Source organism: Pseudomonas trutticola BRTCR10 (assembly GCF_056155105.1).
On sequence record NZ_CM149552.1, the window covers coordinates 1,680,285 to 1,705,743 of the forward strand.

Sequence of the window (25,459 nt, forward strand, 5' to 3'; positions counted from 1 at the left end):
GAACGATCAATCAGTCAGTGAGGGAGGGTGATGTAGTTTTCACCCACTTTGTCCGCATACCCCGCCAACACCTGCTGACACAACGTCACAATCTCCTCGACCCACTCCACCCCCACTCGCCACGACACCACCACCTGCAAGTCCGGCGGCCGCTGATCAATGGCCAACAATGTCAGTTCCCCCCGCGCCAATTCCTCCGCCACCAGCACGGGCGGTAACACGCCAATACCAAATCCATCACGCAACAACCGCGTAATCGCCGATACCGAATTCACACAATTCAATCGCGGCGCCAGCACGCCATTTGCCTGCATCAACGCCAGAATGTCCTGATGCGGCCGCGAGTTTTTCGAATAGGTGATGATCCGTTCCTGCGCCAGTTCGGCCAGATCGGCGTACTCGCGGTTGTAGATCGAATTGCTGGCGACAATCCAGCCCAGCGGATGGCTGGCCAGCTCCAGGCTGCGCACGCTTTCATGGCGCACCAGATCGGTTTGCAGGATCAGATCGAGAAAGCCTTTTTGCAGCTGATCGCAGAGGTTCAGCGAGGTATCCGCCACCAGCTCGATTTCCACGCGTGGATAGAGATCGGTCATCTGCGCCACCAACGGGCTCAGCCAAGTGTGGATCACCGTGTCCATCACCCCGATACGCACCCGGCCGACCTTGCTTGAACGGGTTTCGATCGATTGCTTGAGCGCACTCATGGTGTCGAGCATCTGCTCGGCATAGTCCAGCACTTTCAAGCCTTCGGGCGTCAGGCTGACCCCGCGAGAATCACGTAAAAACAGCTTCACCCCCAGCTCACCTTCGAGCACCGCGATACGGCTGGAAATCGACGCCTGGGTGGTGAACAGCTTGTCGGCGGTCAGGCGAAAACTCTTCAGCCGGGCGACCCAGACAAAGGTCTCGAGAAACTTCAGGTTCATGGCAAAGGCTCGGGTGACAAATTTTTCTTATGCCTAAGGCGGGTTTTTATTCGTTGGACGCAGCAGGGCGGCGCGCCCAAAAATCGGCGCATCCGGTTCCCACGATAGGCGTCGCGGGATCTGCGAACAAGACCAATAAAAACCTGCGGAGATTTGCCATGAGTGCTCCCGACACCATTGATTTACCCAAGGCAGCGGCGCGTCCGGGGCCGTTCGACTGGTACCGCAACATCAATCAACAGGAGCGCCGCACGTTCTGGAGCTGCAAGATCGGTTACGGTCTGGACGGCATGGACACGCAGATGCTCAGCTTCGTGGTGCCAACGCTGATTGCGATGTGGGGCATCACCACCGGTGAAGCCGGGCTGATCCACACCAGCACCTTGATCGCCTCGGCCATCGGCGGCTGGGTTGCCGGCATCCTTTCCGACCGCATCGGTCGCGTGCGCACCCTGCAACTGACCGTGTTGTGGTTTGCCTTCTTCACCTTCCTCTGCGGCTTCGCCCAGAACTACGAACAATTGTTGATCGCCCGCACCCTGATGGGCTTCGGTTTCGGTGGCGAATGGACCGCCGGTGCGGTGCTGATCGGTGAAGTGATCCGCGCCAAGGATCGCGGCAAAGCGGTGGGCATGGTGCAATCCGGTTGGGCTTTGGGTTGGGGGCTGACGGCGATTCTGTATGCGCTGTTGTTCTCGGTGCTACCGCCGGAAGACGCCTGGCGCGCGCTGTTCATTCTCGGCATCGTCCCGGCGATTTTCGTGATTTTCGTCCGTCGACTGGTGAAAGATCCGGAGATTTACCGCGAAGCCAAGGCTGCACAAACACCCGACAACCCGGCGAAGTTCTACGAGATTTTTGCCCCCGGCATGCTCTTCACCACATTCCGTGCCTCGCTGCTGACCACCGGTGCGCTAGGTGGTTACTACGCAATCACCTCGTGGCTGCCGACCTTCCTGAAAAATGAACGCGGCTTGAGCGTGCTCGGCACCGGCGGCTATCTGGCCATGGTGATCGTCGGTTCCTACGTCGGGTATGTGATCAGCGCCTATCTGACCGATCTGCTGGGGCGCAAAAAGAACTTCGTCCTGTTCTCGGTGGGCTCGTTCACCATCGTTCTGCTGTACACGCAAATGCCGGTCAGCAACGCTGTGATGTTATGGCTGGGCTTTCCGTTGGGCTTTTTTGCTTCAGGGATCTTCAGCGGCATGGGCGCGTTTCTCACCGAGCTGTTTCCAACGCGGATTCGTGGTTCCGGGCAAGGCTTCTGCTACAACATCGGCCGCGCGCTGGCCGCATTGTTTCCGCTGCTGATCGGTTTGCTCAGCCAGAAAGTGCCATTGAGCATGGGCATTGGTGCGTTCGCTGCAGTGTCCTACGGCGTGGTGATTCTCGCGGCCTTTAGCCTGCCGGAGACTCGCGGCAAGCAACTCGATGCACAGTAACTGCTAACCTGCGAGGCACTGCCCGGCGGGCAATGTCCTACGGATAGAAAGACAAAAAGCTACAGGAGTGTTTACCGTGAGCCGCCTGTTATTGAACTGCGACATTGGCGAGAGTTTCGGCAGCTGGACCATGGGTCTGGATGCCGAAGTCATGCCCTTCATCGATTGCGCCAACGTCGCCTGCGGCTTCCATGCCGGCGACCCGAGCATCATGCGCAAAACCGTCAGCCTGGCCCTGAGTCACGGCGTGCAGATCGGCGCCCATCCTGCCTATCAGGATCTGGTCGGCTTCGGCCGCCGTTCGATGGCGTACTCCGCGCAGGAACTGCAAGACATCCTGCATTACCAGATCGGCGCCCTCGACGGCATTTGCCGCGCCCAGGGCGGGCGAGTCAGTTACGTCAAACCCCACGGTGCGATGTACAACGACATGATGGCGAACCCGGCGCAATTGCGCGCGGTGATTCAGGCCGTGGCGGCTTACGACCGCAGTCTGCCGCTGATGCTGATGGCCACTCGCGACAATCGCGCTGCGCAGCAGATCGGTGATGAGTACGGCCTCACGCTATGGTTCGAGGCCTTCGCTGATCGCGCCTATGACAGCGCCGGCAAACTGGTTTCACGGCAACTGCCGGGCGCGGTGCATCACGATCCCGAGATCATCATCGAACAAGCGCTGAAGATTGCCCGTGGTGACAATCTGATCGCCAACGATGGCAGCGCCTTGCGCCTGCAAGCCAACACCCTCTGCGTACACGGCGACAACGCCAGTTCGGTCGCCGCCGTGCAACGCATTCGCGAGGCCCTGAATCAGCAGGATGCGCAATGAACCCAAGGATTGAAGTGGTGGCACTGGATTGCCTGATGCTGCGTCTGTTCGATGAAATTGCCGAGGCCAACATGCCGTGGATGCTGGCGGCCAGCGAGCGGTTGCGTCAGGCTTTCGGCACGCAGTTGATTGATCTGGTGCCGTCCTATACGACGTTGATGGTGCATTACGACCTGACTTCATTGAATCCGAATCAGGCGCGGGAGTTGATTGCGCAGGCGCTGGTCGACCTGTCGCCGAATGCGCGAACCGGCGGCCAGTGCCATGTGCTGCCGGTCTGGTACGACCTGAGTGTCGGACCGGAACTGAGCTTGCTCGCCGAGCGCAGCGGTCTGGCGCTGGAGGAGGTGATTCGCCGTCACAGCGCCAGGGAATATCAGGTGTTCGCGCTCGGCTTTGCGCCGGGTTTCGCTTTCATGGGGTTGGTCGAAGAGATTCTGGCGGCGCCACGGCTGAGCACTCCACGGAAAAAAGTCGCGGCCGGCAGCGTCGGGATCGCCGAACGCCAGACCGCCGCCTATCCCGTGGTCTCCCCCGGCGGCTGGAACCTGATTGGCCGCACGCCCGCAAAGCTGTTTGACCGCAACCGCGATGGCTACAGCCTGATGCAACCCGGCGACACCGTGCGTTTCGAAGCGGTGAGCCATGCCGAATTCATCCGTTTGGGCGGCGATGACACGCCTCTGGAGGCGCAGGCATGAGCCGACTGAAGATTGAAGCGAGCACGCCGCTGTGCCTGTTGCAGGACGCCGGACGCTTTGGCGTGCGGCATCTGGGCGTGACCCAGGGCGGCGCGGCGGACGGGTGTTCGATGAGTTGGGCCAATTGGCTGCTGGGCAATGGGCTGGACGTGCCGGTGGTCGAAATTACCCTTGGCGGGTTTGCCGTGGTGGCTGAGGAGGACTGCTTGCTGGCATTGGCCGGAGCCGATCTCGGCGCGCAGATCGACGGGCAGCCAGTGGCGCCGTGGCGCAGTTTCAAACTGGCCCGAGGGCAGAAGTTGCAGTTCACTCAGCCGCTGCTCGGCGCCCGTGCTTATCTTGCCGCACCCGGTGGATTCGACGCGCCGAAGGTGTTGGGCAGCAGTGCTACGGTGGTGCGCGAAGAACTCGGCGGTCTGGATGGCATGGGCTTGCCGTTGGCCAAAGGTGCGACGCTGACTTATCAGGGGCACGCCTTGCTGGTTCGTGAGGTGCCGATGGAATATCGTCCGGATCTACGGCTGAATACGCCGCTGGATCTGGTGCTCGGTGCACAGATCGGCGAGTTCAGCGGGCAGAGTCTGTTTGATCTGTTCAACAGCGCGTGGACGCTCGACAGTCGCGCCGATCGCATGGGCATTCGCTTGCTCGGCAAGGCGTTGCAGTATCACGGCCAGCCGATGATTTCCGAGGGTATTCCGTTGGGGGCCGTGCAGGTGCCGCCGGATGGGCAACCGATTGTGCTGCTCAACGATCGGCAGACCATTGGCGGCTATCCGCGATTGGGGGCGCTGACGCCGTTGGCGTTGGCGCGGCTGGCGCAGTGTTTGCCGGGGGCCAAGGTGAGGTTGAGGCCGGTGGTGCAGGACGTCGCGCACCGGGAGCATGTCGAGTATTTGCAGCGCTTTATCAATCGCTAAAAGCATCGCGGGCAAGCCCGCTCCCACAGTGTCCGAGTTGTACTCGAAATTTATGTACACCACCGATACCTGTGGGAGCGGGCTTGCCCGCGATGGCGCCAGTCCAGACAACAACAATTATTTGGACAGAAACCGCATCCCTTCCTCAAGCCCACGCAGGGTCAGCGGATACATTTGATCCTCGATCAAATCGCGCACGATATTGGTCGACGAGGTATAGCCCCACGTATCTTTCGGATACGGATTGATCCAGATGAGCTTCTTGTACTTCTCCATGAAGCGCTGCATCCACAGGTAGCCCGGCTCTTCGTTCCAGTGCTCGACGCTGCCGCCTGCCTGGGTGATTTCATAAGGTGCCATGGCCGCGTCGCCAATGAAGATCACTTTGTAGTCGGCGCCGTACTTGTGCAGTAGATCCTGAGTCGAGAAACGCTCGGAAGTGCGGCGCATGTTGTTCTTCCACACCGATTCATAAATGAAGTTGTGGAAGTAGAAGTACTCCAGATGCTTGAACTCGGTCTTGCAGGCCGAGAACAGTTCTTCGCAGATCTTCACGTGCGCATCCATCGAGCCGCCGATGTCGAACAGCAACAGCAGCTTCACTGTGTTGCGCCGTTCCGGGCGCATCTGGATGTTGAGCAGGCCGGCGTCCTTGGCGGTGTGGTCGATGGTGCCGTCGATGTCCAGTTCTTCCGCCGCGCCCTGGCGAGCAAATTTACGCAGACGGCGCAGGGCTACCTTGATGTTGCGCGTGCCCAGTTCCACCGAGTCGTCGAGGTTCTTGTACTCGCGCTGATCCCAGACTTTGACTGCTTTGCCTTGGCGTTTGCCGGCATCGCCGACCCGAATGCCTTCCGGGTTGAAACCGCCGGAACCGAATGGGCTGGTGCCCCCGGTGCCGATCCATTTATTACCGCCGGCGTGGCGCTCCTTCTGTTCTTCCAGGCGCTTCTTGAACTCTTCGATCAGTTTGTCCAGGCCGCCGAGGGACTGGATCTGCGCGCGTTCTTCGTCAGTCAGCGAGCGCTCGAACTCCTTGCGCAACCAGTCTTCGGGAATCAGCGCCTGCAAGTGATCGTCGAGTTTTTCCAGACCATTGAAGTAGGCGCCGAACGCGCGGTCGAACTTGTCGAAATGCCGCTCGTCCTTCACCAGAATCGCCCGCGACAAGTAGTAAAACTCGTCCATGTCGGCGAAGGTTACGCGCTGTTTCAGCGCGTTGATTAGGTCGAGCAGCTCGCGCACCGACACCGGTACCTTGGCTGCACGCATTTCATTGAACAGGTTGAGCAACATGGCATCAGCCTCTTAGCGGGTGCCGCGACGGCTCATGAACGCCAGACGCTCAAGCAGTTGCACGTCCTGTTCGTTCTTCACCAAGGCACCGGCCAGTGGCGGAATCGCTTTGGTTGGATCGCGTTCACGCAGCACGGCTTCGCCGATGTTGTCGGCCATCAGCAGTTTCAGCCAGTCGACCAGTTCCGAGGTCGACGGCTTCTTCTTCAGACCGGGAACCTTGCGCACGTCGAAGAACACGTCCAGCGCTTCGCTGACCAGATCCTTCTTGATGTCGGGGTAATGCACGTCGACGATTTTCTGCAGGGTGGTGCGGTCGGGGAAGGCGATGTAGTGGAAGAAGCAGCGGCGCAGGAAGGCGTCCGGCAGCTCTTTCTCGTTGTTCGAGGTAATGATGATGATCGGGCGCTTCTTGGCCTTGATGGTCTCGTCGATCTCGTAAACGTAGAACTCCATCTTGTCGAGTTCTTGCAACAGGTCATTCGGGAACTCGATGTCGGCTTTGTCGATCTCGTCGATCAGCAGAATGACCCGCTCTTCGGACTCGAAAGCCTCCCAGAGTTTGCCTTTCTTCAGGTAGTTGCGCACGTCATGGACTTTTTCATTGCCCAGCTGCGAGTCGCGCAGACGGCTCACCGCGTCGTACTCGTACAGGCCCTGATGAGCCTTGGTGGTCGACTTGATGTGCCAGGTGATCAACTTGGCGCCGAACGATTCGGCCAGTTGCTCGGCGAGCATGGTCTTGCCGGTGCCCGGTTCGCCCTTGACCAGCAGCGGCCGCTCCAGGGTGATGGCGGCGTTGACCGCCAGCTTCAGGTCATCGGTGGCGACGTAGGCCTGGGTGCCTTCGAACTTCATCTGCTAATCCTCGAACGGTAACGCCGACCTGACGGGCAGGGCGGGGGCGAAATAATCGGATGCCCCGACTATAACGCGCAGCCCGGTCGACTGTGAACGCAGACGGCTTATTCAGTCTCTGAATGGGGCGTCACATGTTGACTCAGTCTCGGCGCTTGGCCAGTATTTTTACTCCGTCGATTTGGCGATAGCCTCTGGGCACAGCGTATTACCCGCTACATGAGGGCATTCTGTGGCGAGGGAGCTTGCTCCCGCTGGGCTGCGAAGCAGACCCACCGCGTCCATTCCAGGGTTTTAATATATGTCACCCATAAAACGCCCCCGCTTGTCAGCTGTCACTGCACATCCAGGTTTCCTACTGGCACTGACCTTTATCAATGGCCAACGAGTGACAGTCGATCTGAATCGGGATATCCATACTTATCCAGGTCTAGATCCATTACTCGATCCGGAAGTCTTTGCGACCGCTCGTATGGACGATGATGGCTGGTCTGTTGAATGGCTAGCCCCGGATATTCAAATCGGTGCAGACACTCTTTATATCGATGCATTTTCAGCTTCAAACCCTAACCCGCATCCGGCTTAGGCCGCTCATACCGGGCATTAAATGCCTGAACGAAACCGTTGCGTAAAATCTGCAAAAACGCCTCGAACGCGCTGATATTTTGCTGATGCACGTTGCCGCTGAGTTCGACCTTGGTAGCGAACTGGTTCTTTGCCTGATTCTTCAGCACAGTCTCGGTGCCGCCGACGATTGCCTCCCACACCGAGCGGAAGATGCTTTTGTTCTTGTTTTCGACGTCCTGCTGCCAGTTGAACACTTCGACATCGCGCAGCAGTGGCTTGATGTAGCCGCTGACCTGGGCTTTTTTGGCCTGGGCTTCGATGACCACGTCACCGTGGCCGGCGTTGAAGTCGAACTTGCCGTAGGCCGAGGCGAAGTCGTTCATGCTTTTGAGTTCGATATCTTTGGCGCGCAGGCGGAATTCAAAGTCTTCGAAGTTGCTCAACGGGTCGAAGGTGGCGGTAGTCTCCAGCGGCGCGTGGCCGAGCAGTTTGGCCTTGCCTTCGAAGCGGGCATCGCGTTTGCCTTCTTTGTCGACCACGTTGGTCAGGTTGTAAATGCTGGCGTCGACATTGGTGGCATTCATGTTCACCGGTGGCTTGGAGTTGAAGTTGCGGAAGCTGATTTTGCCGTCGTGAATCTGCACTTCGTCGAGGGTGATCGGCAGCAACTTGCCCAGTTGCGCGCGCCAGTCGGTACCCTGACCGGTCTGGGAGTTCTGCTTGTTGGCGCCACCGTCGACAAAGTTGATTTCGGGATTGAAGAATTTCACCTGCGCCACCACCGCATGGTCGTACCACAGCGAATGCCAGCTCACGGCCAGATCGATCAGCGGCGCGTTAACGAAGGGCACCGGAACCTTGCCGTCGACCTTGACGATTTTCAGACCGTTGATCTTGTAGGCGCCGCGCCATAGCGCCAGGTCTACGTCGGTGATCTGGCCACGGTAATCGCCCATGTTCGCCAACTTGTCGTTGAGGTAATCGCGTACGACATAAGGCAGAGCGATGTGCAGGGCAATCAACAACACGACGATGACGGCGATAATCCCTAATGGCCAGCTGTAACGACGTTTCATGACGGCAATTCCCGAACGATGTAAGCGATTGACTGTTGCCGGCCGCAGACGTTCGACCCGACTGGACTGCAATGGGCAACAGGCATACCGTGGGCGCTGAATTCAACGCTGCATAAGGACCCAGCCATGAGCCGTATTTTTGCTGACAACGCCCATTCCATCGGTAATACGCCGCTGGTGCAGATCAACCGCATCGCGCCACGTGGCGTGACCATCCTGGCCAAGATCGAGGGGCGCAACCCCGGTTATTCGGTGAAGTGCCGGATCGGCGCCAACATGATCTGGGACGCCGAAAGCAGCGGCAAACTCAAGCCGGGCATGACCATCGTCGAGCCAACGTCGGGCAACACCGGCATCGGTCTGGCCTTCGTCGCCGCCGCCCGTGGTTACAAACTGATGTTGACCATGCCGGCGTCAATGAGCATCGAGCGGCGCAAGGTCCTCAAGGCTTTGGGTGCCGAGCTGGTGCTGACCGAACCGACCAAAGGCATGAAAGGCGCGATCGAGAAGGCTGCCGAGATTGTTGCCAGCGATACCGGCAAATACTTCATGCCGGCGCAGTTCGACAATCCGGCCAACCCGGCCATCCACGAAAAAACCACCGGCCCGGAAATCTGGAACGACACCGATGGCGCCGTCGATGTGCTGGTGGCTGGCGTCGGCACGGGCGGAACGATTACCGGTGTTTCGCGGTATATCAAGAATACCCAGGGCAAACCGATTCTGTCGGTGGCGGTGGAGCCGGTGTTGTCGCCGGTGATCACCCAGACGCTGGCGGGTGAAGAGGCCAAACCGCTGGCACCGCACAAGATTCAAGGCATCGGTGCCGGTTTCGTACCGAAGAATCTGGATCTGGCCATGGTCGACCGGGTCGAGCAGGTCACCGACGAGGAGTCGAAGGCGATGGCCCTGCGCTTGATGCTGGAAGAAGGCATCTTGTGCGGTATCTCCTGCGGTGCAGCGATGGCGGTTGCCGTGCGCCTGGCGGAAACCCCGGAAATGCAGGGCAAGACCATTGTCGTGATCCTGCCGGACTCCGGTGAGCGTTATCTGTCGAGCATGTTGTTCAGCGATCTGTTCACCGAGCAGGAGAACCAGCAGTAACCCGGTAAAGCAAAGGACCGCAGTACAGGCTGCGATCTTTTGATCTTTGACTCAGGTCAGCCACCGTTCAGGACCGTTATGTTAATAAATGCTTTATTGCGCAATTCTTAATACTGAATATTAGGTTTAACGGGTTTTTCCCCAGGCCGGTAGTGTTTATCATGGCCGGCTGCCATGCCGGGTAAAGGGCGTGCGCAGTGTTGTCTTTATTCAAGGAGTCGTTGATGACCTTTTCGTTAGCCGCCAAGGTGTTGGTGTTGCTGCTGTTTGTGGGCAGCATCCTTTACGTGCATTTGCGCGGCAAGGCGCGCCTGCCGGTGCTGCGCCAGTTCGTCAACCACTCGGCGCTGTTCGCGCCGTATAACGCCCTCATGTATCTGTTTTCCGGCGTGCCGTCCAAGCCGTATCTGGACCGCAGCAAGTTCCCGGAACTGGATGTGCTGCGCGATAACTGGGAAACCATTCGCGACGAAGCCATGCACCTGTTCGACGAGGGTTACATCCGTGCGGCGGAGAAGAACAACGATGCCGGTTTCGGTTCGTTCTTCAAGAAGGGCTGGAAGCGTTTTTACCTCAAGTGGTACGACAAACCGCTGCCGTCGGCAGAAACCCTGTGCCCGAAAACCGTCGCGCTGGTCAGTGCCATTCCGAACGTCAAGGGCGCCATGTTCGCGCTGTTGCCGGGCGGTAGCCACCTCAACCCGCATCGCGATCCGTTTGCCGGCTCCCTGCGTTATCACCTCGGTTTGTCGACGCCAAACTCCGACGACTGCCGCATCTTCGTCGATGGTCAGGTCTACGCCTGGCGCGATGGCGAGGACGTGATGTTCGACGAAACCTACGTACACTGGGTCAAGAACGAAACCGACAAGACCCGCGTCATCCTCTTCTGCGACATCGAGCGGCCGCTGAGCAACCGCCTCATGACCCGCATCAACCGCTTCATCAGTGGCTGGCTCGGCCGCGCGACCGCACCGCAGAACCTCGACGACGAACGCGTCGGCGGTATCAATCAGGCTTACGCCTGGAGCAAGAACTTCAGTGACAAGTTCAGCGGCGTGGTCAAGCAGTGGAAGCGCCGTAACCCTAAGGCCTACCGCGTTTTACGGCCGGTGCTGGCAGTGGTGGTGTTGACGTTGCTCGGGTATTGGCTGTTTGGATAAAAGCCGCCGGCAATAAAAAACCGCTCCTTGTGAGCGGTTTTTTATTGCCTGCAAGTCAGCGCCGTCCGGCGAGGACGTCGGGTTCGTTGTCGATCCCTGTAATCAGTAGCTGAAGAAAGCGCTGCTGATTGGCTGATAGCTCGGAGGAGTCAAGCTTTTCGTCCGTTTTGGTTGATCGTTTCTTAATGGGGGATTTTTTCACAGATTTACGCATGCTCCCGCCCTCGTTGATCATTACTTGAACAGTTTTCACGATACTTTACTCTCCACTGTGAGGACAAGGCGGCCTTCCAAATCAAATTTGAAGCCGAGTTTTGTATAAACAGGAATTGCTCCTTGTATCGGTTCCTGGACTTCAATGCACTTACTGCCGATTATTTGCGCAAACTCATCGATGGCCATCATCGCCAAAACCGCAATACGCTTTTTAAGTGGGTGCGCGCCGGGTCGCCCCTCCAATCGCACGATTCGAATTCGCTGACGGCTTTTGTTTGGATTGACGAAACAAAGTCCGCATAGCTGTTCTTCAAACCAGATCGCGATATCCAGGGACAAGGGCTCTCGTGACTTCCATGCGGCAATCTCTCGCCAGCAAAAATGCGGATTCTCCCAAAGCTCAAACGCGCTCAGTGCTAGGGCATCGATAGGTTCGAAGCGTATCTTCGAAAAGTCTTGTCCTGCTGAAAGTTGTAATAGAGCAGTGGCGATACTTGCCTGCCTCCTGGCGAGCGACCGATACAACTGATAGCGCAGATAACTCCGTTCCCTTGGCATATGACTTCGAGCATTCCATGTCTCCCCATCGATAGGTGTTGCGGTTGCTCCACAGCCTATTCAGCCGTCATCCATTCGTCGTTACCGGCCCTTTGCCCAAATCATTGCAATCCATGTCCCACGCTGGTTATAGTCGGCGCTCGCGAGAGTCATCACTCTCGTTTCCATCCTCGGAAAAAGATCAGCCCCAATGCCTGCATCCCTCATCAACGCGGTAGTCGATTCAGCGGTCAACGCTGGCGTCGTGCCGTGCGGGAATCAGCAGCCAAAGCAGATCAGTCATTACCCCCCACCTGTCAGTAGCACGCCGGTGTGCGCAGTCGTATCACCGCCGGGCGTTGGCGTTTCGGGCTGATCGGCAGTTTCTGCTGACCCCTGTGCCCGCCTGAAAAAACCTACTGAATTTCAGCTTCGGCTGAGTTGGCTTTTTGCCTGACTACAGGTGGTATTCATGTTTGTCCTTTCGAAAAAAACCGCGCTCGCGGCGGCGTCCACGAGCCTGTTCGTTCTGTTATGGAGCAGCGGTGCGATCTTCTCCAAATGGGGCCTGGCCCACGCGTCGCCCTTTGCCTTTCTGCTGATCCGTTTCGTCATTGCCCTGTGCGGGCTGGTGCTGCTGGCGCCGTTGCTCAAGTTGAAACTACCCAAGGGCGGCAGGCCGATGCTGTATGCAATGGCCACGGGCATGGTGTTGTTGGGCGCTTATCAGATTTTCTATCTGCTGGCGCTGAACACCAAAGTCACACCGGGGGTAATGGCGACGATCATGGGCGTGCAGCCGATTCTCACGGTGGTATTGATGGAGCGGCAGCGTTCGGCGAGCCGGATGTTTGGTCTGGCGTTGGGGTTGGCCGGGTTGATCATGGTGGTTTACCAAGGCATTGGTTTGGCCGGGATGTCGTGGGCGGGGATGCTGTTTGGCTTGCTGGCGCTGGCGAGTATGACGCTGGGGTCGATCATGCAAAAAAGCATCACCGACAATCCCCTCGGAACGTTGCCGGTGCAGTATCTGGCGGGCCTGTTGCTCTGCGGGATCTTTGTGCCGTTCCAGCCGTTTCACTTCGAACACAGCGCCGGTTTCATCGTGCCGGTGCTGTGGATGGGGCTGGTGGTGTCGGTGCTGGCGACGCTGTTGCTGTATCGCCTGATCGCACGGGGCAATCTGGTGAATGTCACCAGTCTGTTCTATCTGGTGCCGGCGGTGACGGCGGTGATGGACTATCTGATTTTCGGCAATCGCCTGGCTGCGTTGAGCGTGCTGGGGATGCTGTTGATCATCGTCGGTCTGGCGTTCGTGTTCCGTAAAACCGGCTGACCTGTAGGGTGATGGCGGCCGAACAGCCGCCATCGCGGGCAAGCCCGCTCCCACAGGGTTTTGTGTTGAACACCCATGATGTGGACGACATCAATCACTGTGGGAGCGGGCTTGCCCGCGAAGACTGAATCAGCAACGCCGCAAAATCATCGGGCTGGCGCTGCAGAAGACTTCACCACCGCCGGCTTCAACACCAGCCACAACGCCAGCGCAATCAACACCCCGCCATACAGATGCGCCATCGACAGCGGCTCATCGAGCAGCAACGCACCCCACAACACGCCGAACGCCGGAATCATGAAGGTCACGGTCATTGACTTCACCGGGCCGATGGAGCTGAGCAGCCGGAAGTAAATGATGTAGGCAAACGCCGTGCAGCCGAGGCCCAGGCCCAGCAGCGACAGCCAGACACTCCAGCCGCCCCAGCTTGACGGTGGTGCGGTGATCACGCTGTAGCTGAACAACGGCAGGAGAAACAGTGAAGCACCGAGCATGCTGCCGACCGCCGAGAGTCGACTGTCTAGCCCACCACTCTGATCCAGCCAGCGCCGGGTGAGGAAGCCAGCGAAACCGTAGCAGGTGGTAGCGAGCAGGCAGGCGAGGGCGCCCATCAGCAGTTCCAGATCGAAGGCCACCGGACCTGCGCGCGTGAGCACGCCGACGCCGAACAGGCCGAGGAACACGCCGGTCAATTTCGCGACGGTCAGTTTTTCACTGAAGAACAAGCCGCCGATCAGCACGCCCATCAGCGGTGTGGTGGCGTTGAAAATCGCCGAGTAACCGGCCGGCAACACTTGGGCCGCCACCGAATACAGCGTCGCCGGAATCCCCGAGTTGATCACCCCGAGCAACATCACGGTTTTCAGCTTGCCTTTGAAATCCCAACTGATGCGCATCAACCCGAGGATCACCAGCAGGCCGACGGCAGCGATCGACACACGGAAAAACGCCGTCGGAATCGTGCCGATCACCGGCGCAATAATGCGCATGAACAGAAAACTCGCGCCCCAGATGGCCGCCAGCGACAACATACGGAAAATATCGACTGGGCTCACGACGGGCCTCCTTCCTAGATCGGGACGAGAGTGTTGCCGAGCACCTTGCCAATGGCAACCGCCAATCGGGCAATTAATTTTTCCCGACCACTGCCCGGCGAAAAAACGCACTGACGTACGCCTGTGCTTCAGTTTTGGCAGAAATTGCACTTCTCCTCAGGTCTGTTCCGTGGCTAAGCTCAAGCCTTCCGAATGCACGTTGAGGTCTTATCTATGCCGCAGCCATGGCCCGCCACCGACATCGCCCGCATGATCCTCGACGGCTTTGACGACTACCGCGAGCATTTTCGCCGGATCACCGACGGTGCCCGGGAGCGTTTCGAGCAGGCGCGCTGGCAGGAGACCCAAACCGCGTCGGCGGCGCGGATCAACCTCTACGAAGAAAAGGTCAGCGAAACCATCGCCCGCCTGCGCGAGTATTTCGATGACGAAGCGCTGATGAATGTCAGTTGCTGGCCGCTGGTGAAAAGCGCCTACATCAGCGTCATCGACCTGCGCTTCGACGATGAACTGTCCGAGACCTGGTACAACTCGATTTTCTGCGGGCTGTTCAGCCATGACCTGATCAGCGACGGCTGCATGTTCATCCACACCACGCGCCCGAGCCTGCGGCGTGCCCGGGCCGCGCAAACCCGCACCTACAAACCCCAGGGCCAGTTGTCGGGGATGCTCGCGAGCATTTTTGCCGACTACCGCTTCAGTGAGGATTACGCCGACCTGCCGGGCGACCTGCGCCGCCTCGAAGCGCAACTGCGCGAGAACCTGCCGGACTGGGTGTGCAAGGACCCGGAACTGAGCGTCGAGCTGTTTTCCTCGGTGCTGTACCGCAACAAAGGCGCGTACCTGGTCGGGCGCATCTATACCCGCGACGAGCAGTGGCCGCTGGTGATTCCGCTGCTGCACCGCGAGGGACGCGGGATTCAGATCGACGCGCTGATCACCGACGAAGCCGATGTGTCGATCATCTTCTCCTTCACTCGTTCGTATTTCATGGTCGATGTGCCGGTGCCGGCGGAGTTCATCGGTTTCCTGCGGCGCATCCTGCCGGGCAAGCACATCGCCGAGCTGTACACCTCGATCGGCTTCTACAAACACGGCAAGTCCGAGTTCTATCGGGCGCTGATCAACCACCTGGCCAACACCGACGACCAATTCATCATGGCTCCCGGTGTGCGCGGCATGGTCATGAGTGTGTTCACCCTGCCGGGCTTCAACACCGTGTTCAAGATCATCAAGGACCGTTTTTCGCCGTCAAAAAACGTCGACCGCGCCACGGTGATCGAGAAGTACCGACTAGTGAAGAGTGTCGACCGGGTAGGGCGCATGGCCGATACCCAAGAGTTTGCCGATTTCCGTTTTCCGCTGAGCAAGTTCGATCCGGCGTGCCTTGAGGAATTGCTCGAAGTCGCACCGTCTACGGTCTCGGTGGAAGGCGATACCGTGCTGATTCGCCACTGCTGGACTGAGCGGCGGATGACGCCGCTCAACCTGTATCTGGAAAACGCCAACGAAGCGCAAGTGCGTGAGGCGCTGGAAGACTACGGTCTGGCGATCAAGCAATTGGCGGCGGCGAACATCTTTCCCGGCGACATGCTGCTGAAGAACTTCGGCGTCACGCGGCACGGGCGTGTGGTGTTTTATGACTACGACGAGATCTGCTTTCTGACCGAGGCCAACTTTCGCCACATTCCGGCACCGCGTACGCCGGAAGACGAAATGGCCTCGGAGCCGTGGTATTCGATCGGGCCGCTGGATGTGTTCCCTGAGGAGTTTCCGCCGTTTCTGTTTGCCGATTCGGGGCAGCGCAAGTTGTTCGATCAGCTGCATGGGGAGTTGTATAACGCCGATTACTGGAAGGGGTTGCAGGAGGCGATTCGGGCGGGAAAGGTCATCGACGTCTTTCCGTATCGGCGCAAGGGCCTGGATAACGAATAACTCCCCCTGAACACATTGTGGCGAGGGGATTTATCCCCGATGGGGTGCGAAGCCCCCCAAAAACCATTCAACTCAGACGCCCCAGATCGACTTTGATATCCAGTCGGCGACTGCTGCGAAGCCGATCGGGGATAAATCCCCTCGCCACAAGAGCACCTCGCAGTCGTGTTCAGTGCCGCAAATCTGCGACAATCCGCCCCCTGCACAAATAGACGACCGAATTGCGTACCCGATGACCGACGAATCGCCCTCCATCGACAAACTGCTGAAAAACCTCGATCACGCCATGCTCGCCGACCGCCACCGGCTGCGGCGGCAGTTGCTTGAGCTGCGCAAGAAACCTGACGAAGCCAAGCTGGCCCAGTGGGTGACGCGCATGCAGGCGTCCTGTGATCAAGTGCTGGCGCGCCGCGCCAGCCTGCCGGTGATTCGTTACGACGACAGCCTGCCGATTGCCGCCAAGCGCGACGAAATCAAAAAAGCGCTGGAACAGCACCAAGTGCTGATCATCGCCGGCGAAACCGGTTCGGGTAAAACCACCCAGTTGCCGAAAATCTGTCTGGAAATCGGTCGCGGCCAGCATGGCCTGATCGGTCATACCCAGCCACGGCGGATCGCTGCCCGCAGTGTCGCCAGCCGCGTTGCCGAAGAACTCGCCACGCCGCTCGGGGCGCTGGTCGGCTATCAGGTGCGTTTCGAGGATCAGAGCGATTCCAACACCCTGATCAAACTGATGACCGACGGCATTTTGCTCGCGGAAACCCAGAATGACCGGTATCTGGAACGCTACGACACGATCATCGTCGACGAAGCTCACGAACGCAGCCTCAACATCGATTTCCTCCTCGGTTACCTGAAAACCCTGCTGCCGCGTCGCCCGGACCTGAAAGTCATCATCACCTCGGCGACCATCGATCTGGAGCGCTTCTCCAAGCACTTCGACGATGCGCCGATTGTCGAAGTCTCCGGCCGCACCTTCCCGGTGGATACCTGGTATCGCCCGCTGACCCTTGAGCAGGACGAAGAGGGCAACCGCGTCGAAGACGACCTGACCGTGGATCAGGCGATCCTCGCCACCCTCGATGAAATCGCCGCTTACGAGCGCAGCGAACGCCGCAGCCCTGGCGATGTGCTGGTGTTCCTGCCCGGTGAGCGCGAGATCCGCGATGCAGCGGACATGCTGCGTAAAGCCCAGCTCAAACACACTGAAATTCTGCCGCTGTACGCACGCCTGTCGCCGGCCGAACAGCAGCGGATTTTCCAGTCGCACCCGGGCCGTCGTGTGGTGTTGGCGACCAACGTTGCTGAAACCTCGTTGACCGTGCCGGGCATCCGCTACGTGATCGACAGCGGCACTGCGCGCATCAGCCGTTACAGCTATCGCGCCAAAGTGCAGCGTTTGCCGATCGAAGCGATTTCCCAGGCCAGCGCCAACCAGCGTAAGGGTCGTTGCGGTCGGGTTGAGCCGGGCATCTGCATACGTTTGTACAGCGAAGAAGATTTCCTCGGCCGTCCGGAATTTACCGATCCGGAGATTCTGCGTACCAACCTTGCAGCCGTGATCTTGCAGATGCTCCATCTGCGCCTCGGCGAGATCACTGCATTCCCGTTTATCGAGCCGCCGGACGGCAAGGCGATCAGCGACGGTTTCAACCTGCTGCAAGAACTCTCGGCGGTGGATCGCAACAGTCAGCTGACGCCATTGGGCCGCCAACTGGCGCGTCTGCCGGTGGACCCGCGCATGGGCCGCATGCTGCTCGAAGCGGCGAAGCTCGGCAGCCTGCAGGAAGTGCTGATCGTCGCCAGTGCCATGTCGATTCAGGATCCGCGCGAGCGTCCGCCGGAGCGTCAGCAAGCTGCCGACCAGGCCCACGCGCAATGGAAAGACACTGATTCCGACTTCGCCGGACTGGTCAATTTGTGGCGCGGTTTTGAAGAACAGCGCCAGGCCCTTACCGCGAGCCCGCTGCGCAACTGGTGCCGGAAGAACTTCCTCAATTACCTGCGCCTGCGCGAGTGGCGCGATTCCCACCGCCAGTTGAGCCTGATTTGCCGCGACATGCAGCTGAGCCTCAATAAAGAGCCGGCGGATTACCCGAAACTGCACAAAGCGGTGCTGGTCGGCCTGCTCAGCCAGATTGGCCAGAAAACCGAGGACGGCGATTACCTCGGCGCCCGTCAGCGGCGCTTCTGGATTCATCCGTCGTCGGGCATCGGCAAGAAGCGTCCGCAGTGGCTGATGACCGCCGAGCTGGTGGAAACCACCAAGCTTTATGCGCGCATGGTCGCCAAGATCGACGCCGACTGGATCGAGCCGTTGGCCGGGCACCTGATCAAGAAAAACCACTTCGAACCGCACTGGGAGAAGAAGCGCGGTCAGGTCGTGGCGTTCGAGCAGATCACCCTGTTCGGGCTGATCGTGGTTGGCCGTCGACCGGTGCATTACGGCCCGGTCGATCCGGTGGTGTCGCGTGAACTGTTCATCCGTGAAGGTCTGGTGCGTGGCGAGATTCAGTCGAAAGCCAAGTGCCTGAGCGCCAACCAGCGATTGCTGGAGCAGCTCGACGAACTGGAAGCCAAGGCTCGTCGCCGCGATATTCTTGCCGACGAAGAAACCCTCTACGCGTTCTACGATGCGCGGCTGCCGGCAGAGATTCATCAGACGGCGACGTTCGACAGTTGGTATCGCATCAACAGCCAGAAAGATCCGCAGCTGTTGATCATGCGCGAAGAAGACGTACTGGCCCGTGAAGCCAGTGAAGTCACTGCGCGTGACTACCCGGACACCCTGCACATTGGCGATCTGGAACTGGCGCTGACCTATCACTTCGAACCCAACCACCCGCGTGACGGCGTAACCCTGCGCGTGCCGGCGCCGCTGCTGCCGATGCTGCCGCCGGAGCGTCTGGAATGGCTGGTGCCGGGAATGATCGAGGCCAAGTGCATCGCGCTGGTGCGCAACCTGCCGAAGGCGCTGCGCAAGAACTTCGTGCCGGTGCCGGACTTCATCAAGGCTGCGCTGCAACGCATGACCTTTGCCGACGGTTCATTGCCGCAGGCGCTCGGGCGTGAGCTGCTGCGCATGACCGGTGCGCGGGTCAGCGATGAGGCGTGGGCCGAAGCTGAGCAAGGCGTCGAAGGGCATCTGCGGATGAACCTGGAAATCGTCGATGGCCAAGGCAAATTCCTCGGCGAAGGACGTGATCTCGCTGAGCTGACCGCGCGTTTTGCCGAAGCCAGTCAGGCGGCGTTGGCAGTGCCGCAGAGTGCGAAAAGTCAGCAACCGGTGGAGGCGAAGGTCTTCGCGCCAGTGGCGGAAAAGACTCAACAGAAGATCGCCGGGCTGTCGATGACGGTCTATCCGGCGCTGGTGGAAGAGGGCGGCACGGTCAAGGAAGGGCGGTTCTCGACCCCGGCCGAAGCCGAGTTCCAGCATCGTCGTGCGTTGCAGCGTCTGTTGATGCAACAACTGGCCGAGCCGGCCAAGTTCCTGCGTGGCAAATTGCCGGGGCAGACTGAACTGGGCTTGCTCTATCGCGAGTTGGGCCGGGTCGATGCACTGGTCGAAGACATTCTGCTGGCCAGCCTCGACAGCTGCATTCTGGAGGGTGAAGACCCGTTGCCGCGAGATGGCGCCGGGTTGGCGGCACTGGCCGAACGCAAACGCGGCAGTTGGACCGAGCACGCCGAGCGTGTGGCGCGGTTGACCCTGGACATCCTGAAGATCTGGCACGGTCTGCAAAAACGCTTCAAAGGCAAGATCGATCTGGCGCAAGCCGTGGCGTTGAACGACATCAAGCAGCAGATCAGCCATCTGGTTTATCCGGGGTTTGTCCGGGAAACGCCGATGCAGTGGCTTAAAGAGCTGCCGCGTTACCTGAAGGCAGTCGAGCAGCGTTTCGAAAAACTCGGCGCGCAAGTGCAGAAGGATCGCGTCTGGAGTGGCGAACTCGCCGGGCTCTGGGCGCAATACCAGACTCGCGCGGCCAAGCATGCCCAGGAAGGCAAACGCGATCCGCAGCTTGAGCTGTATCGCTGGTGGCTGGAGGAATACCGGGTTTCGCTGTTCGCCCAGCAGTTGGGCACGAAAGTACCGATCTCCGACAAACGCCTGAACAAGCAGTGGACCCAGGTCGAACCGTGAAGCTGATCGTTCCCACGCTCTGCGTGAGAACGCCTCTGGGGACGCTCCGCGTCCAGTGACGCGGAGCGTCACGGGCTGCATTCCCACGCAGGAGCGTGGGAACGATCATCCGTGTTGATTTTGAGAAAGGCGCCAAAAGCCAACGTTTATGGCAAACTTCGCGACCATAAACGCCGGTTTCGCGACCCAGAGCCTTTGGCGCGGTCACGGAGCGGAATAAAGCGATGCCAGGTTTGCGTCCCCCCTGATGGGAATAGACCCTTTGTGTGTTGGTACGACGGTTCCAGCACTTTCTGCCTGAACAGATTAGAGAAACGACCATGCATAACGTCGTCATCAGCGGCACCGGCCTGTACACCCCGGCCAACAGCATCTCCAACGAAGAGCTGGTGCAGTCTTTCAATACCTACGTCGCGCAGTTCAACGCGGACAACGCCGACGCCATCGCCAGCGGCGAAATCCAGGCTCTGACCGAATCCAGCGCCGCGTTCATCGAAAAAGCCTCGGGCATCAAGAGCCGCTTTGTCATGGACAAGGACGGCATCCTTGACCCGCAGCGCATGGCCCCGCGTCTGCCGGAGCGCTCCAACGATGAATGGTCGGTACTCTGCCAAATGGCCATCGGCGCTGCCGAACAAGCCTTGCAGCGCGCCGGCAAAACCGCCGCTGACATCGACGGCGTCATCGTCGCCTGCTCCAACCTGCAACGCGCCTACCCGGCCATCGCCATCGAAGTCCAGGAAGCGCTGGGCATTCAAGGCTTCGGTTTCGACATGAACGTGGCCTGCTCGTCGGCCACTTTCGGTATCCAGCAAGCCGCCAACACCGTGCAACTGGGCCAGGCCCGGGCAATCCTGATGGTCAACCCGGAAGTCTGCACCGGTCACCTGAACTTCCGTGACCGCGACAGCCACTTCATCTTCGGCGACGCCGCGACTGCGGTGATCATCGAGCGCGCAGACACCGCGACCTCCAAACACCAGTTCGATGTGGTCAGCACCAAACTGCTGACCAAGTTCTCCAACAACATCCGCAACAACTTCGGTTTCCTCAACCGCGCGGCGGAAGAGGGCATCGGCGCCCGCGACAAGCTGTTCGTGCAGGAAGGTCGCAAGGTGTTCAAGGATGTCTGCCCGATGGTCGCCGAACTGATCGCTGCACATCTGGAGGAGAACAAGCTCAACGTCGGCGACGTCAAGCGTTTCTGGCTGCACCAGGCCAACCTGAGCATGAACCACCTGATCGTGCGCAAACTGCTCGGCCGCGAGGCTACCGAAGAAGAAGCACCGGTAATCCTCGACACCTACGCCAACACCAGCTCCGCAGGTTCTGTGATTGCTTTCCACAAGTATCAGGATGATCTGGCGAGCGGTTCGCTGGCGGTGCTGAGTTCGTTCGGTGCGGGTTACTCGATCGGCAGTGTGATTCTGCGCAAGCGTTGAAAAGCGGTTTAATTTCCGCTTAATCGCGCTGATCTTTCCTACATCCGAATCGGCTGCAACGCTGTAGTTTTCGGAAATCGCGGCAGGAGACGCTTTTGGCGAATCCTGCCGCAGTCATTTTCGACGTCGGAACAAGGAGATTGATGGATGGCGGCTGACGACACCCAACTGCTCGCACGTTTGCTGGCAGGCGAGCAAAAGGCTTTCAAGGAACTGGTCACGACGTATCAGAGCGCGATGCGCGCTGTCGCGTATGCGATTGTTGGCCAGCGTCACGTCGAAGAAGTGGTGCAGGATGCCTGGCTGTCGGTGGTGCGCCATATCGGCAGCTTCGAGGGCCGCTCCAGTCTCAAGACCTGGTTGCTGACCATCACCGCCAACTCGGCCAAGAGTCGTTACAAACTCAATCGCCGCGAAGTGCTGATGGATGACCTGCCGTCACCCCACGGCACCATTGACGACGACCGTTTCTCGCCCGGCGACGGCCATTGGCTGGTCGCACCATTTGCCTGGCACCAGGACACCCCCGAAGCGCTGCTGACCGAAGGCGAACTGCGCGAATGCCTGGAGCACACGCTGTTGAGCCTGTCGGAACTGCAAAGCAGTGTGTTGCTGCTGCGCGAACGTCAGGGTCTGGAGCTGGAAGAGATCTGTAATCTTCTGGAGATCTCGCTCTCCAATGTCCGCGTGCTGCTGCATCGGGCACGTTTGAAGGTCTTTGCGACCGTGGAGCATTTTGAGGAGACAGGAGAATGTTGACCTGCAAGGAGCAAGTGGCGCGTTCCAGCGATTATCTCGATGGCGAACTGAGTTTTCGGGAAAACCTGATGGTGCGCCATCACCTGATGTTTTGCCCGAACTGCCGGCGTTTCATTCGTCAGATGCGTTTGATGCAAGCCACGCTGAAGGCGATGCCGGAAAAAGCGCAAGAGGGTGTGGATGCCTTGGCCGAGCGCCTGGCTGAACAGCGCCGAAAAGACAAGCCCCTGTAGGAGGGCATTTGCATACTGCAAAAATAGCCCGGCGTGGGTGAAGCGAACGGATGATGGGGATCGCCCCACCCGCGCCAGACTACAGGGTGACGCGTTTTAGAACTTGGCCTCCGCATCCAGCTGCAGGGTGTTGGCCTCTGCGTCACGCTGAGTACGGCTGGCGAAGTCAGCCTTGGTCAGGAAGTAGGTAGCGCCGATGGCGAAGTTCTTGTCGATGTCGTAACCGACCTTGAACTTGTGACCGCGCGAACCAGTGGTGCCGTTGGCGAAGTCGGAGTCGGTGAAGGCGCCGACCACGGCGTTGCGCTGAACGTCACGATAGTTGTAATCGAGGTTCAGGCCGAAGACTTTCGACTTGGCACCCAACAGCCACGCGGTGTCCTGATCGGTCACCGCATCGTTGTTCTTCACGTATTGGCCGTAGAACGACAATGGCATCGGCAGACCACCGATGTCGACCTGGCTGAACCCTTCATACAGACGGAATTCGTTGTTGGCCGAGTTGCCGTTGACCGCCAGGGCGCACGGCGTGGAAGTGCCGGTGCAACGGCTGTCTTCATCGTTCTGGTAGGCGTAGATGCTGCCGCCCAAAGTCACTTTCAGGTTGTCGGTGATGTTGAAGCGGCTACCCAACTGACCGGAAGTCAGACGCAGGTCGTGACGGAATTGCACGCCATCGCCATCGACGTTGTCCTTGAGGTTGTAGTTACCCAGGCTGCCGAACAGTTCGGCGCTGCTGCCCAGCGGGTATTTGTAGGTAACGGCCAGACCTTCCGGGTTGATGTCGCTGTCCCAGATCACGTCGCCCATGCTGACCCACGGTTGCAGCATCTTGCCGCCGATGATGTGCAGGTTCTTGATCTGATCGGGGTGGTAGTCGATGTAACCGAGGTCGAGCCAGATCTGCTTCTTGTCGAAGTAGTTGTCCTGGTCCTGGTTGGTCGAACGGGCATCATCGCCGCCGCCGGTGGCGATACGGATACCGGTGTCGACTTGCGGGTTGATCTCGGTGTAGGCACCGAGGCGGGCACGGATACGCTGACGGTCCTTGTCGCGGCCACCGTTGTTCGGTTCGCCGTCGATCTTGATGGTTTCCTGACGGAAACGCACATCGCCCTTGAACTGGGTCTTGGCGGCCCAGGCCAGTTTCTGGTCGAAGGCGCTTTGTTCATTGGTCTTCTTCGCGACAGCCGCGACTTGTTCGTTGGTCTCTTGCTGCGCCTGCTGCGCGATTTGCTGAGCCTTCTGATCCTTGGCCAGTTCAGTTTGCAGTTCAATGTACTGCGCCTGGGAAATCGAACCGTTAGCCTTGAGCATGTCGAGCAGTTTGGCGTCGACTGCAGCACTGGCCGGAACACTCATGGCCAGCAACAGGCCACCGCACAGGGCCGCCGCAGTTTTCGTGGAAGCAAGACGCATAGCAATCTCCGAAGATGAGAGGGATGGCTGAACCATCCTGGGCACAACCGACGGTTGAAGGTCGGAAAACAGTGTCCGGGTAGAACCCGGCGCTCTAAAAACAGGCGCCAGTATCGCGATGGTTTATGACAGAGCAGTGGCACAGTGATGGCAGGTTGATGACGGTGCGCATTTGCCCTGAACTATTGATCTAGAGCGCTGTCGGCCGATTGCGGGTGTGCAATGCAGCGCAATCGGCGATACTCGCCGGGCGCTGAAACCCAGTTGTGGAGAGCTTGTCGATGCCGTTGCAATGCCTGCAAAACCTGTCTGAAATCGCTCCGGCGATGTGGGACGCGCTGGTGCCCGACACTCAGCCATTTCTGCGTCACGCCTTTCTCAGCGCTCTGGAAGACAGCGGTAGCGTGGGCCCCCACACCGGTTGGCAGCCCGAGCATTTGCTGCACATCGAAGACGGGCGATTGATCGCGGCGTTGCCCAGTTATCGCAAATGGCATTCCTATGGCGAGTATGTGTTCGATCATGGCTGGGCCGATGCCTGCGCGCGTGCCGGAATCGATTACTACCCCAAGCTGTTGACGGCGGTGCCGTTCAGTCCGGTCAGCGGGCCGCGGCTGTTGTCCGCCAACGTCGAGCACGGTTTCGAGTTGCTCAAGAGCCTGCCGGGTTATCTGGAAATCGAAGGGCTCTCCAGCGCGCACATCAATTTCACCGATCCGTTTACCGATGCCGCAATGGCCGAGCAGCCGGGCTGGCTGCAGCGCATCGGCTGTCAGTACCACTGGCAAAATCGCGGATATCGCGACTTCCAGGATTTTCTCGACGTGCTCAGTTCGCGCAAGCGCAAGCAAATGCGCAAAGAGCGTGAGCAGGTGGCGGGGCAGGGCTTTGAATTTGAATGGCTTGAGGGGCGTGAACTGGACGAGGCGCAATGGGATTTCGTCTACGCCTGCTACGCCAACACCTACGCGGTGCGGCGACAAACGCCTTACCTGACCCGGGAGTTTTTCAGTTTGCTGGCCGAACGCATGCCCGAGGCGATCCGTGTGGTGCTGGCCAGACAGGGCTCACGGCCGGTCGCGATGGCCTTCAGTCTGGTGGGGGGCGACAGCTTCTACGGGCGTTACTGGGGTTGTCTCGCCGAGTTTGATCGACTGCACTTCGAGACCTGTTTTTATCAAGGCATGGACTACGCGATCGCCAACGGTTTTCAGCGTTTCGACGCGGGCGCTCAGGGCGAGCACAAGTTGATTCGCGGTTTTGAACCGGTGATCACCCATTCGTGGCACTACCTGCGCCATCCGGGTTTGAAAGCGGCGGTGAAGGATTTCCTGCACCAAGAACGCGCTGGCGTGCTGGCCTATGCCGAAGAGGCCAGAGCAGCCTTGCCCTACCGCCAAACATAGATCCTTGTAGGAGTGAGCCTGCTCGCGATGGCGGTCTTTCAGTCACCTCATCACTGTCAGGCGGACCGCTATCGCGAGCAGGCTCACTC

At 59.2% G+C, this 25,459-nt stretch carries 22 protein-coding genes; 14 read left to right on the forward strand and 8 right to left on the reverse strand.

Going from position 1 to position 25,459, the window contains the following annotated elements; genetic code table 11:
- Positions 1–14: 14 nt before the first annotated feature.
- Positions 15–929, reverse strand: coding sequence for a LysR family transcriptional regulator (locus ACVVH8_RS07490; protein WP_475229296.1), 915 nt, complete (start codon positions 927–929; stop codon positions 15–17).
- A 158-nt stretch (positions 930–1,087) separates the two neighbouring features.
- On the opposite strand from ACVVH8_RS07490, the gene ACVVH8_RS07495 reads away from it, so the two are divergent.
- The 4 genes from ACVVH8_RS07495 to ACVVH8_RS07510 all read left to right on the forward strand — a co-directional run bounded on the left by ACVVH8_RS07495 (position 1,088) and on the right by ACVVH8_RS07510 (position 4,824).
- Positions 1,088–2,374 carry an MFS transporter gene (locus ACVVH8_RS07495; protein WP_475229298.1) on the forward strand — a complete coding sequence of 429 codons (1,287 nt, stop codon included), beginning with the start codon at positions 1,088–1,090 and terminating at the stop codon, positions 2,372–2,374.
- Between the two features lie 76 nt (positions 2,375–2,450).
- Positions 2,451–3,203, forward strand: a complete 753-nt coding sequence (locus ACVVH8_RS07500) for a 5-oxoprolinase subunit PxpA (protein WP_213027858.1) — start codon at positions 2,451–2,453, stop codon at positions 3,201–3,203.
- Complete coding sequence (pxpB, locus tag ACVVH8_RS07505) at positions 3,200–3,904, forward strand: 5-oxoprolinase subunit PxpB (protein WP_475229300.1); 705 nt, start codon at positions 3,200–3,202, stop codon at positions 3,902–3,904. Before ACVVH8_RS07500 ends, pxpB begins: the two co-directional genes overlap by 4 nt.
- A complete protein-coding gene (locus ACVVH8_RS07510; RefSeq protein ID WP_475229303.1) occupies positions 3,901–4,824 on the forward strand; it encodes a 5-oxoprolinase subunit C family protein in 924 nt (307 codons plus the stop codon). The genes pxpB and ACVVH8_RS07510 overlap by 4 nt, the downstream gene beginning before the upstream one ends.
- 117 nt (positions 4,825–4,941) lie before the next feature.
- Here the strand turns inward: ACVVH8_RS07510 and ACVVH8_RS07515 are convergent, their stop codons facing one another.
- Together ACVVH8_RS07515 and ACVVH8_RS07520 are read right to left on the reverse strand one after the other, a co-directional pair.
- Positions 4,942–6,120: a vWA domain-containing protein gene (locus ACVVH8_RS07515; protein ID WP_027614532.1), complete on the reverse strand. Its 1,179-nt coding sequence runs from the start codon at positions 6,118–6,120 to the stop codon at positions 4,942–4,944.
- Positions 6,121–6,132: 12 nt separating this feature from the next.
- On the reverse strand, positions 6,133–6,978 hold the full coding sequence (locus ACVVH8_RS07520) for an AAA family ATPase (RefSeq protein ID WP_007911294.1): 846 nt from the start codon (positions 6,976–6,978) through the stop codon (positions 6,133–6,135).
- Between the two features lie 301 nt (positions 6,979–7,279).
- Between ACVVH8_RS07520 and ACVVH8_RS07525 the strand changes: the two genes are divergently transcribed.
- Positions 7,280–7,564, forward strand: a complete 285-nt coding sequence (locus ACVVH8_RS07525) for a DUF2442 domain-containing protein (RefSeq protein ID WP_103306156.1) — start codon at positions 7,280–7,282, stop codon at positions 7,562–7,564.
- Here the strand turns inward: ACVVH8_RS07525 and ACVVH8_RS07530 are convergent.
- Positions 7,545–8,621: a DUF748 domain-containing protein gene (locus tag ACVVH8_RS07530; protein WP_103306157.1), complete on the reverse strand. Its 1,077-nt coding sequence runs from the start codon at positions 8,619–8,621 to the stop codon at positions 7,545–7,547. The genes ACVVH8_RS07525 and ACVVH8_RS07530 overlap by 20 nt on opposite strands.
- Positions 8,622–8,747: 126 nt before the next feature.
- Here ACVVH8_RS07530 and cysK point away from each other — a divergent pair, with 126 nt between their 5' ends.
- Both cysK and ACVVH8_RS07540 read left to right on the forward strand, forming a co-directional pair.
- Entirely contained in the window at positions 8,748–9,725 is a 978-nt protein-coding gene (cysK, locus tag ACVVH8_RS07535) for a cysteine synthase A (protein WP_103306158.1), read from the forward strand.
- A gap of 224 nt (positions 9,726–9,949) precedes the next feature.
- On the forward strand, positions 9,950–10,888 hold the full coding sequence (locus ACVVH8_RS07540; protein ID WP_213027863.1) for an aspartyl/asparaginyl beta-hydroxylase domain-containing protein: 939 nt from the start codon (positions 9,950–9,952) through the stop codon (positions 10,886–10,888).
- Positions 10,889–10,943: 55 nt separating this feature from the next.
- On the opposite strand, the gene ACVVH8_RS07545 is transcribed toward ACVVH8_RS07540, so the two are convergent.
- Together ACVVH8_RS07545 and ACVVH8_RS07550 are read right to left on the reverse strand one after the other, a co-directional pair.
- The gene (locus ACVVH8_RS07545) at positions 10,944–11,141 is read right to left on the reverse strand and encodes a hypothetical protein (RefSeq protein WP_213028861.1); all 198 of its coding nucleotides are present in this window, start codon (positions 11,139–11,141) and stop codon (positions 10,944–10,946) included.
- Positions 11,138–11,662 carry a hypothetical protein gene (locus ACVVH8_RS07550; RefSeq protein WP_213027864.1) on the reverse strand — a complete coding sequence of 175 codons (525 nt, stop codon included), beginning with the start codon at positions 11,660–11,662 and terminating at the stop codon, positions 11,138–11,140. The genes ACVVH8_RS07545 and ACVVH8_RS07550 overlap by 4 nt, the downstream gene beginning before the upstream one ends.
- A 451-nt stretch (positions 11,663–12,113) precedes the next feature.
- Between ACVVH8_RS07550 and ACVVH8_RS07555 the strand changes: the two genes are divergently transcribed.
- A complete protein-coding gene (locus ACVVH8_RS07555; protein ID WP_475229305.1) occupies positions 12,114–12,977 on the forward strand; it encodes a DMT family transporter in 864 nt (287 codons plus the stop codon).
- 146 nt (positions 12,978–13,123) lie between these two features.
- Here the strand turns inward: ACVVH8_RS07555 and ACVVH8_RS07560 are convergent, their stop codons facing one another.
- Complete coding sequence (locus tag ACVVH8_RS07560) at positions 13,124–14,032, reverse strand: DMT family transporter (protein WP_475229308.1); 909 nt, start codon at positions 14,030–14,032, stop codon at positions 13,124–13,126.
- Between the two features lie 213 nt (positions 14,033–14,245).
- Between ACVVH8_RS07560 and aceK the strand changes: the two genes are divergently transcribed.
- The 5 genes from aceK to ACVVH8_RS07585 all read left to right on the forward strand — a co-directional run bounded on the left by aceK (position 14,246) and on the right by ACVVH8_RS07585 (position 22,545).
- Positions 14,246–15,967: a bifunctional isocitrate dehydrogenase kinase/phosphatase gene (aceK, locus tag ACVVH8_RS07565; protein ID WP_103306163.1), complete on the forward strand. Its 1,722-nt coding sequence runs from the start codon at positions 14,246–14,248 to the stop codon at positions 15,965–15,967.
- Positions 15,968–16,199: 232 nt separating this feature from the next.
- Entirely contained in the window at positions 16,200–20,111 is a 3,912-nt protein-coding gene (gene hrpA, locus ACVVH8_RS07570; RefSeq protein WP_475229311.1) for an ATP-dependent RNA helicase HrpA, read from the forward strand.
- 320 nt (positions 20,112–20,431) lie between these two features.
- Positions 20,432–21,553 (forward strand): beta-ketoacyl-ACP synthase III, encoded by a 1,122-nt coding sequence (locus ACVVH8_RS07575; protein WP_213027868.1) that lies wholly within the window; start codon positions 20,432–20,434, stop codon positions 21,551–21,553.
- Positions 21,554–21,700: 147 nt separating this feature from the next.
- Positions 21,701–22,312 carry a sigma-70 family RNA polymerase sigma factor gene (locus ACVVH8_RS07580; protein ID WP_315447064.1) on the forward strand — a complete coding sequence of 204 codons (612 nt, stop codon included), beginning with the start codon at positions 21,701–21,703 and terminating at the stop codon, positions 22,310–22,312.
- On the forward strand, positions 22,306–22,545 hold the full coding sequence (locus ACVVH8_RS07585; protein ID WP_103306167.1) for an anti-sigma factor family protein: 240 nt from the start codon (positions 22,306–22,308) through the stop codon (positions 22,543–22,545). Before ACVVH8_RS07580 ends, ACVVH8_RS07585 begins: the two co-directional genes overlap by 7 nt.
- A gap of 96 nt (positions 22,546–22,641) precedes the next feature.
- On the opposite strand, the gene ACVVH8_RS07590 is transcribed toward ACVVH8_RS07585, so the two are convergent.
- Positions 22,642–23,964, reverse strand: a complete 1,323-nt coding sequence (locus ACVVH8_RS07590; protein ID WP_475229314.1) for a putative porin — start codon at positions 23,962–23,964, stop codon at positions 22,642–22,644.
- A 281-nt stretch (positions 23,965–24,245) separates the two neighbouring features.
- On the opposite strand from ACVVH8_RS07590, the gene ACVVH8_RS07595 reads away from it, so the two are divergent.
- Positions 24,246–25,370 (forward strand): GNAT family N-acetyltransferase, encoded by a 1,125-nt coding sequence (locus tag ACVVH8_RS07595; RefSeq protein ID WP_475229317.1) that lies wholly within the window; start codon positions 24,246–24,248, stop codon positions 25,368–25,370.
- Positions 25,371–25,459 lie beyond the last annotated feature (89 nt).

Bases quoted from the DNA above. Each gene is read 5' to 3' on its own strand.
- cysK (WP_103306158.1), top strand. From the start codon at position 8,748: ATGAGCCGTATTTTTGCTGACAACGCCCATTCCATCGGTAATACGCCG.
- ACVVH8_RS07540 (WP_213027863.1), top strand. From the start codon at position 9,950: ATGACCTTTTCGTTAGCCGCCAAGGTGTTGGTGTTGCTGCTGTTTGTG.
- ACVVH8_RS07510 (WP_475229303.1), top strand. From the start codon at position 3,901: ATGAGCCGACTGAAGATTGAAGCGAGCACGCCGCTGTGCCTGTTGCAG.
- pxpB (WP_475229300.1), top strand. From the start codon at position 3,200: ATGAACCCAAGGATTGAAGTGGTGGCACTGGATTGCCTGATGCTGCGT.
- ACVVH8_RS07555 (WP_475229305.1), top strand. From the start codon at position 12,114: ATGTTTGTCCTTTCGAAAAAAACCGCGCTCGCGGCGGCGTCCACGAGC.
- ACVVH8_RS07590 (WP_475229314.1), bottom strand. From the start codon at position 23,964: ATGCGTCTTGCTTCCACGAAAACTGCGGCGGCCCTGTGCGGTGGCCTG.
- hrpA (WP_475229311.1), top strand. From the start codon at position 16,200: ATGACCGACGAATCGCCCTCCATCGACAAACTGCTGAAAAACCTCGAT.
- ACVVH8_RS07520 (WP_007911294.1), bottom strand. From the start codon at position 6,978: ATGAAGTTCGAAGGCACCCAGGCCTACGTCGCCACCGATGACCTGAAG.
- ACVVH8_RS07530 (WP_103306157.1), bottom strand. From the start codon at position 8,621: ATGAAACGTCGTTACAGCTGGCCATTAGGGATTATCGCCGTCATCGTC.
- ACVVH8_RS07515 (WP_027614532.1), bottom strand. From the start codon at position 6,120: ATGTTGCTCAACCTGTTCAATGAAATGCGTGCAGCCAAGGTACCGGTG.
- ACVVH8_RS07490 (WP_475229296.1), bottom strand. From the start codon at position 929: ATGAACCTGAAGTTTCTCGAGACCTTTGTCTGGGTCGCCCGGCTGAAG.
- ACVVH8_RS07580 (WP_315447064.1), top strand. From the start codon at position 21,701: ATGGCGGCTGACGACACCCAACTGCTCGCACGTTTGCTGGCAGGCGAG.
- ACVVH8_RS07585 (WP_103306167.1), top strand. From the start codon at position 22,306: ATGTTGACCTGCAAGGAGCAAGTGGCGCGTTCCAGCGATTATCTCGAT.
- ACVVH8_RS07550 (WP_213027864.1), bottom strand. From the start codon at position 11,662: ATGCCAAGGGAACGGAGTTATCTGCGCTATCAGTTGTATCGGTCGCTC.
- ACVVH8_RS07525 (WP_103306156.1), top strand. From the start codon at position 7,280: ATGTCACCCATAAAACGCCCCCGCTTGTCAGCTGTCACTGCACATCCA.
- aceK (WP_103306163.1), top strand. From the start codon at position 14,246: ATGCCGCAGCCATGGCCCGCCACCGACATCGCCCGCATGATCCTCGAC.
- ACVVH8_RS07595 (WP_475229317.1), top strand. From the start codon at position 24,246: ATGCCGTTGCAATGCCTGCAAAACCTGTCTGAAATCGCTCCGGCGATG.
- ACVVH8_RS07495 (WP_475229298.1), top strand. From the start codon at position 1,088: ATGAGTGCTCCCGACACCATTGATTTACCCAAGGCAGCGGCGCGTCCG.
- ACVVH8_RS07575 (WP_213027868.1), top strand. From the start codon at position 20,432: ATGCATAACGTCGTCATCAGCGGCACCGGCCTGTACACCCCGGCCAAC.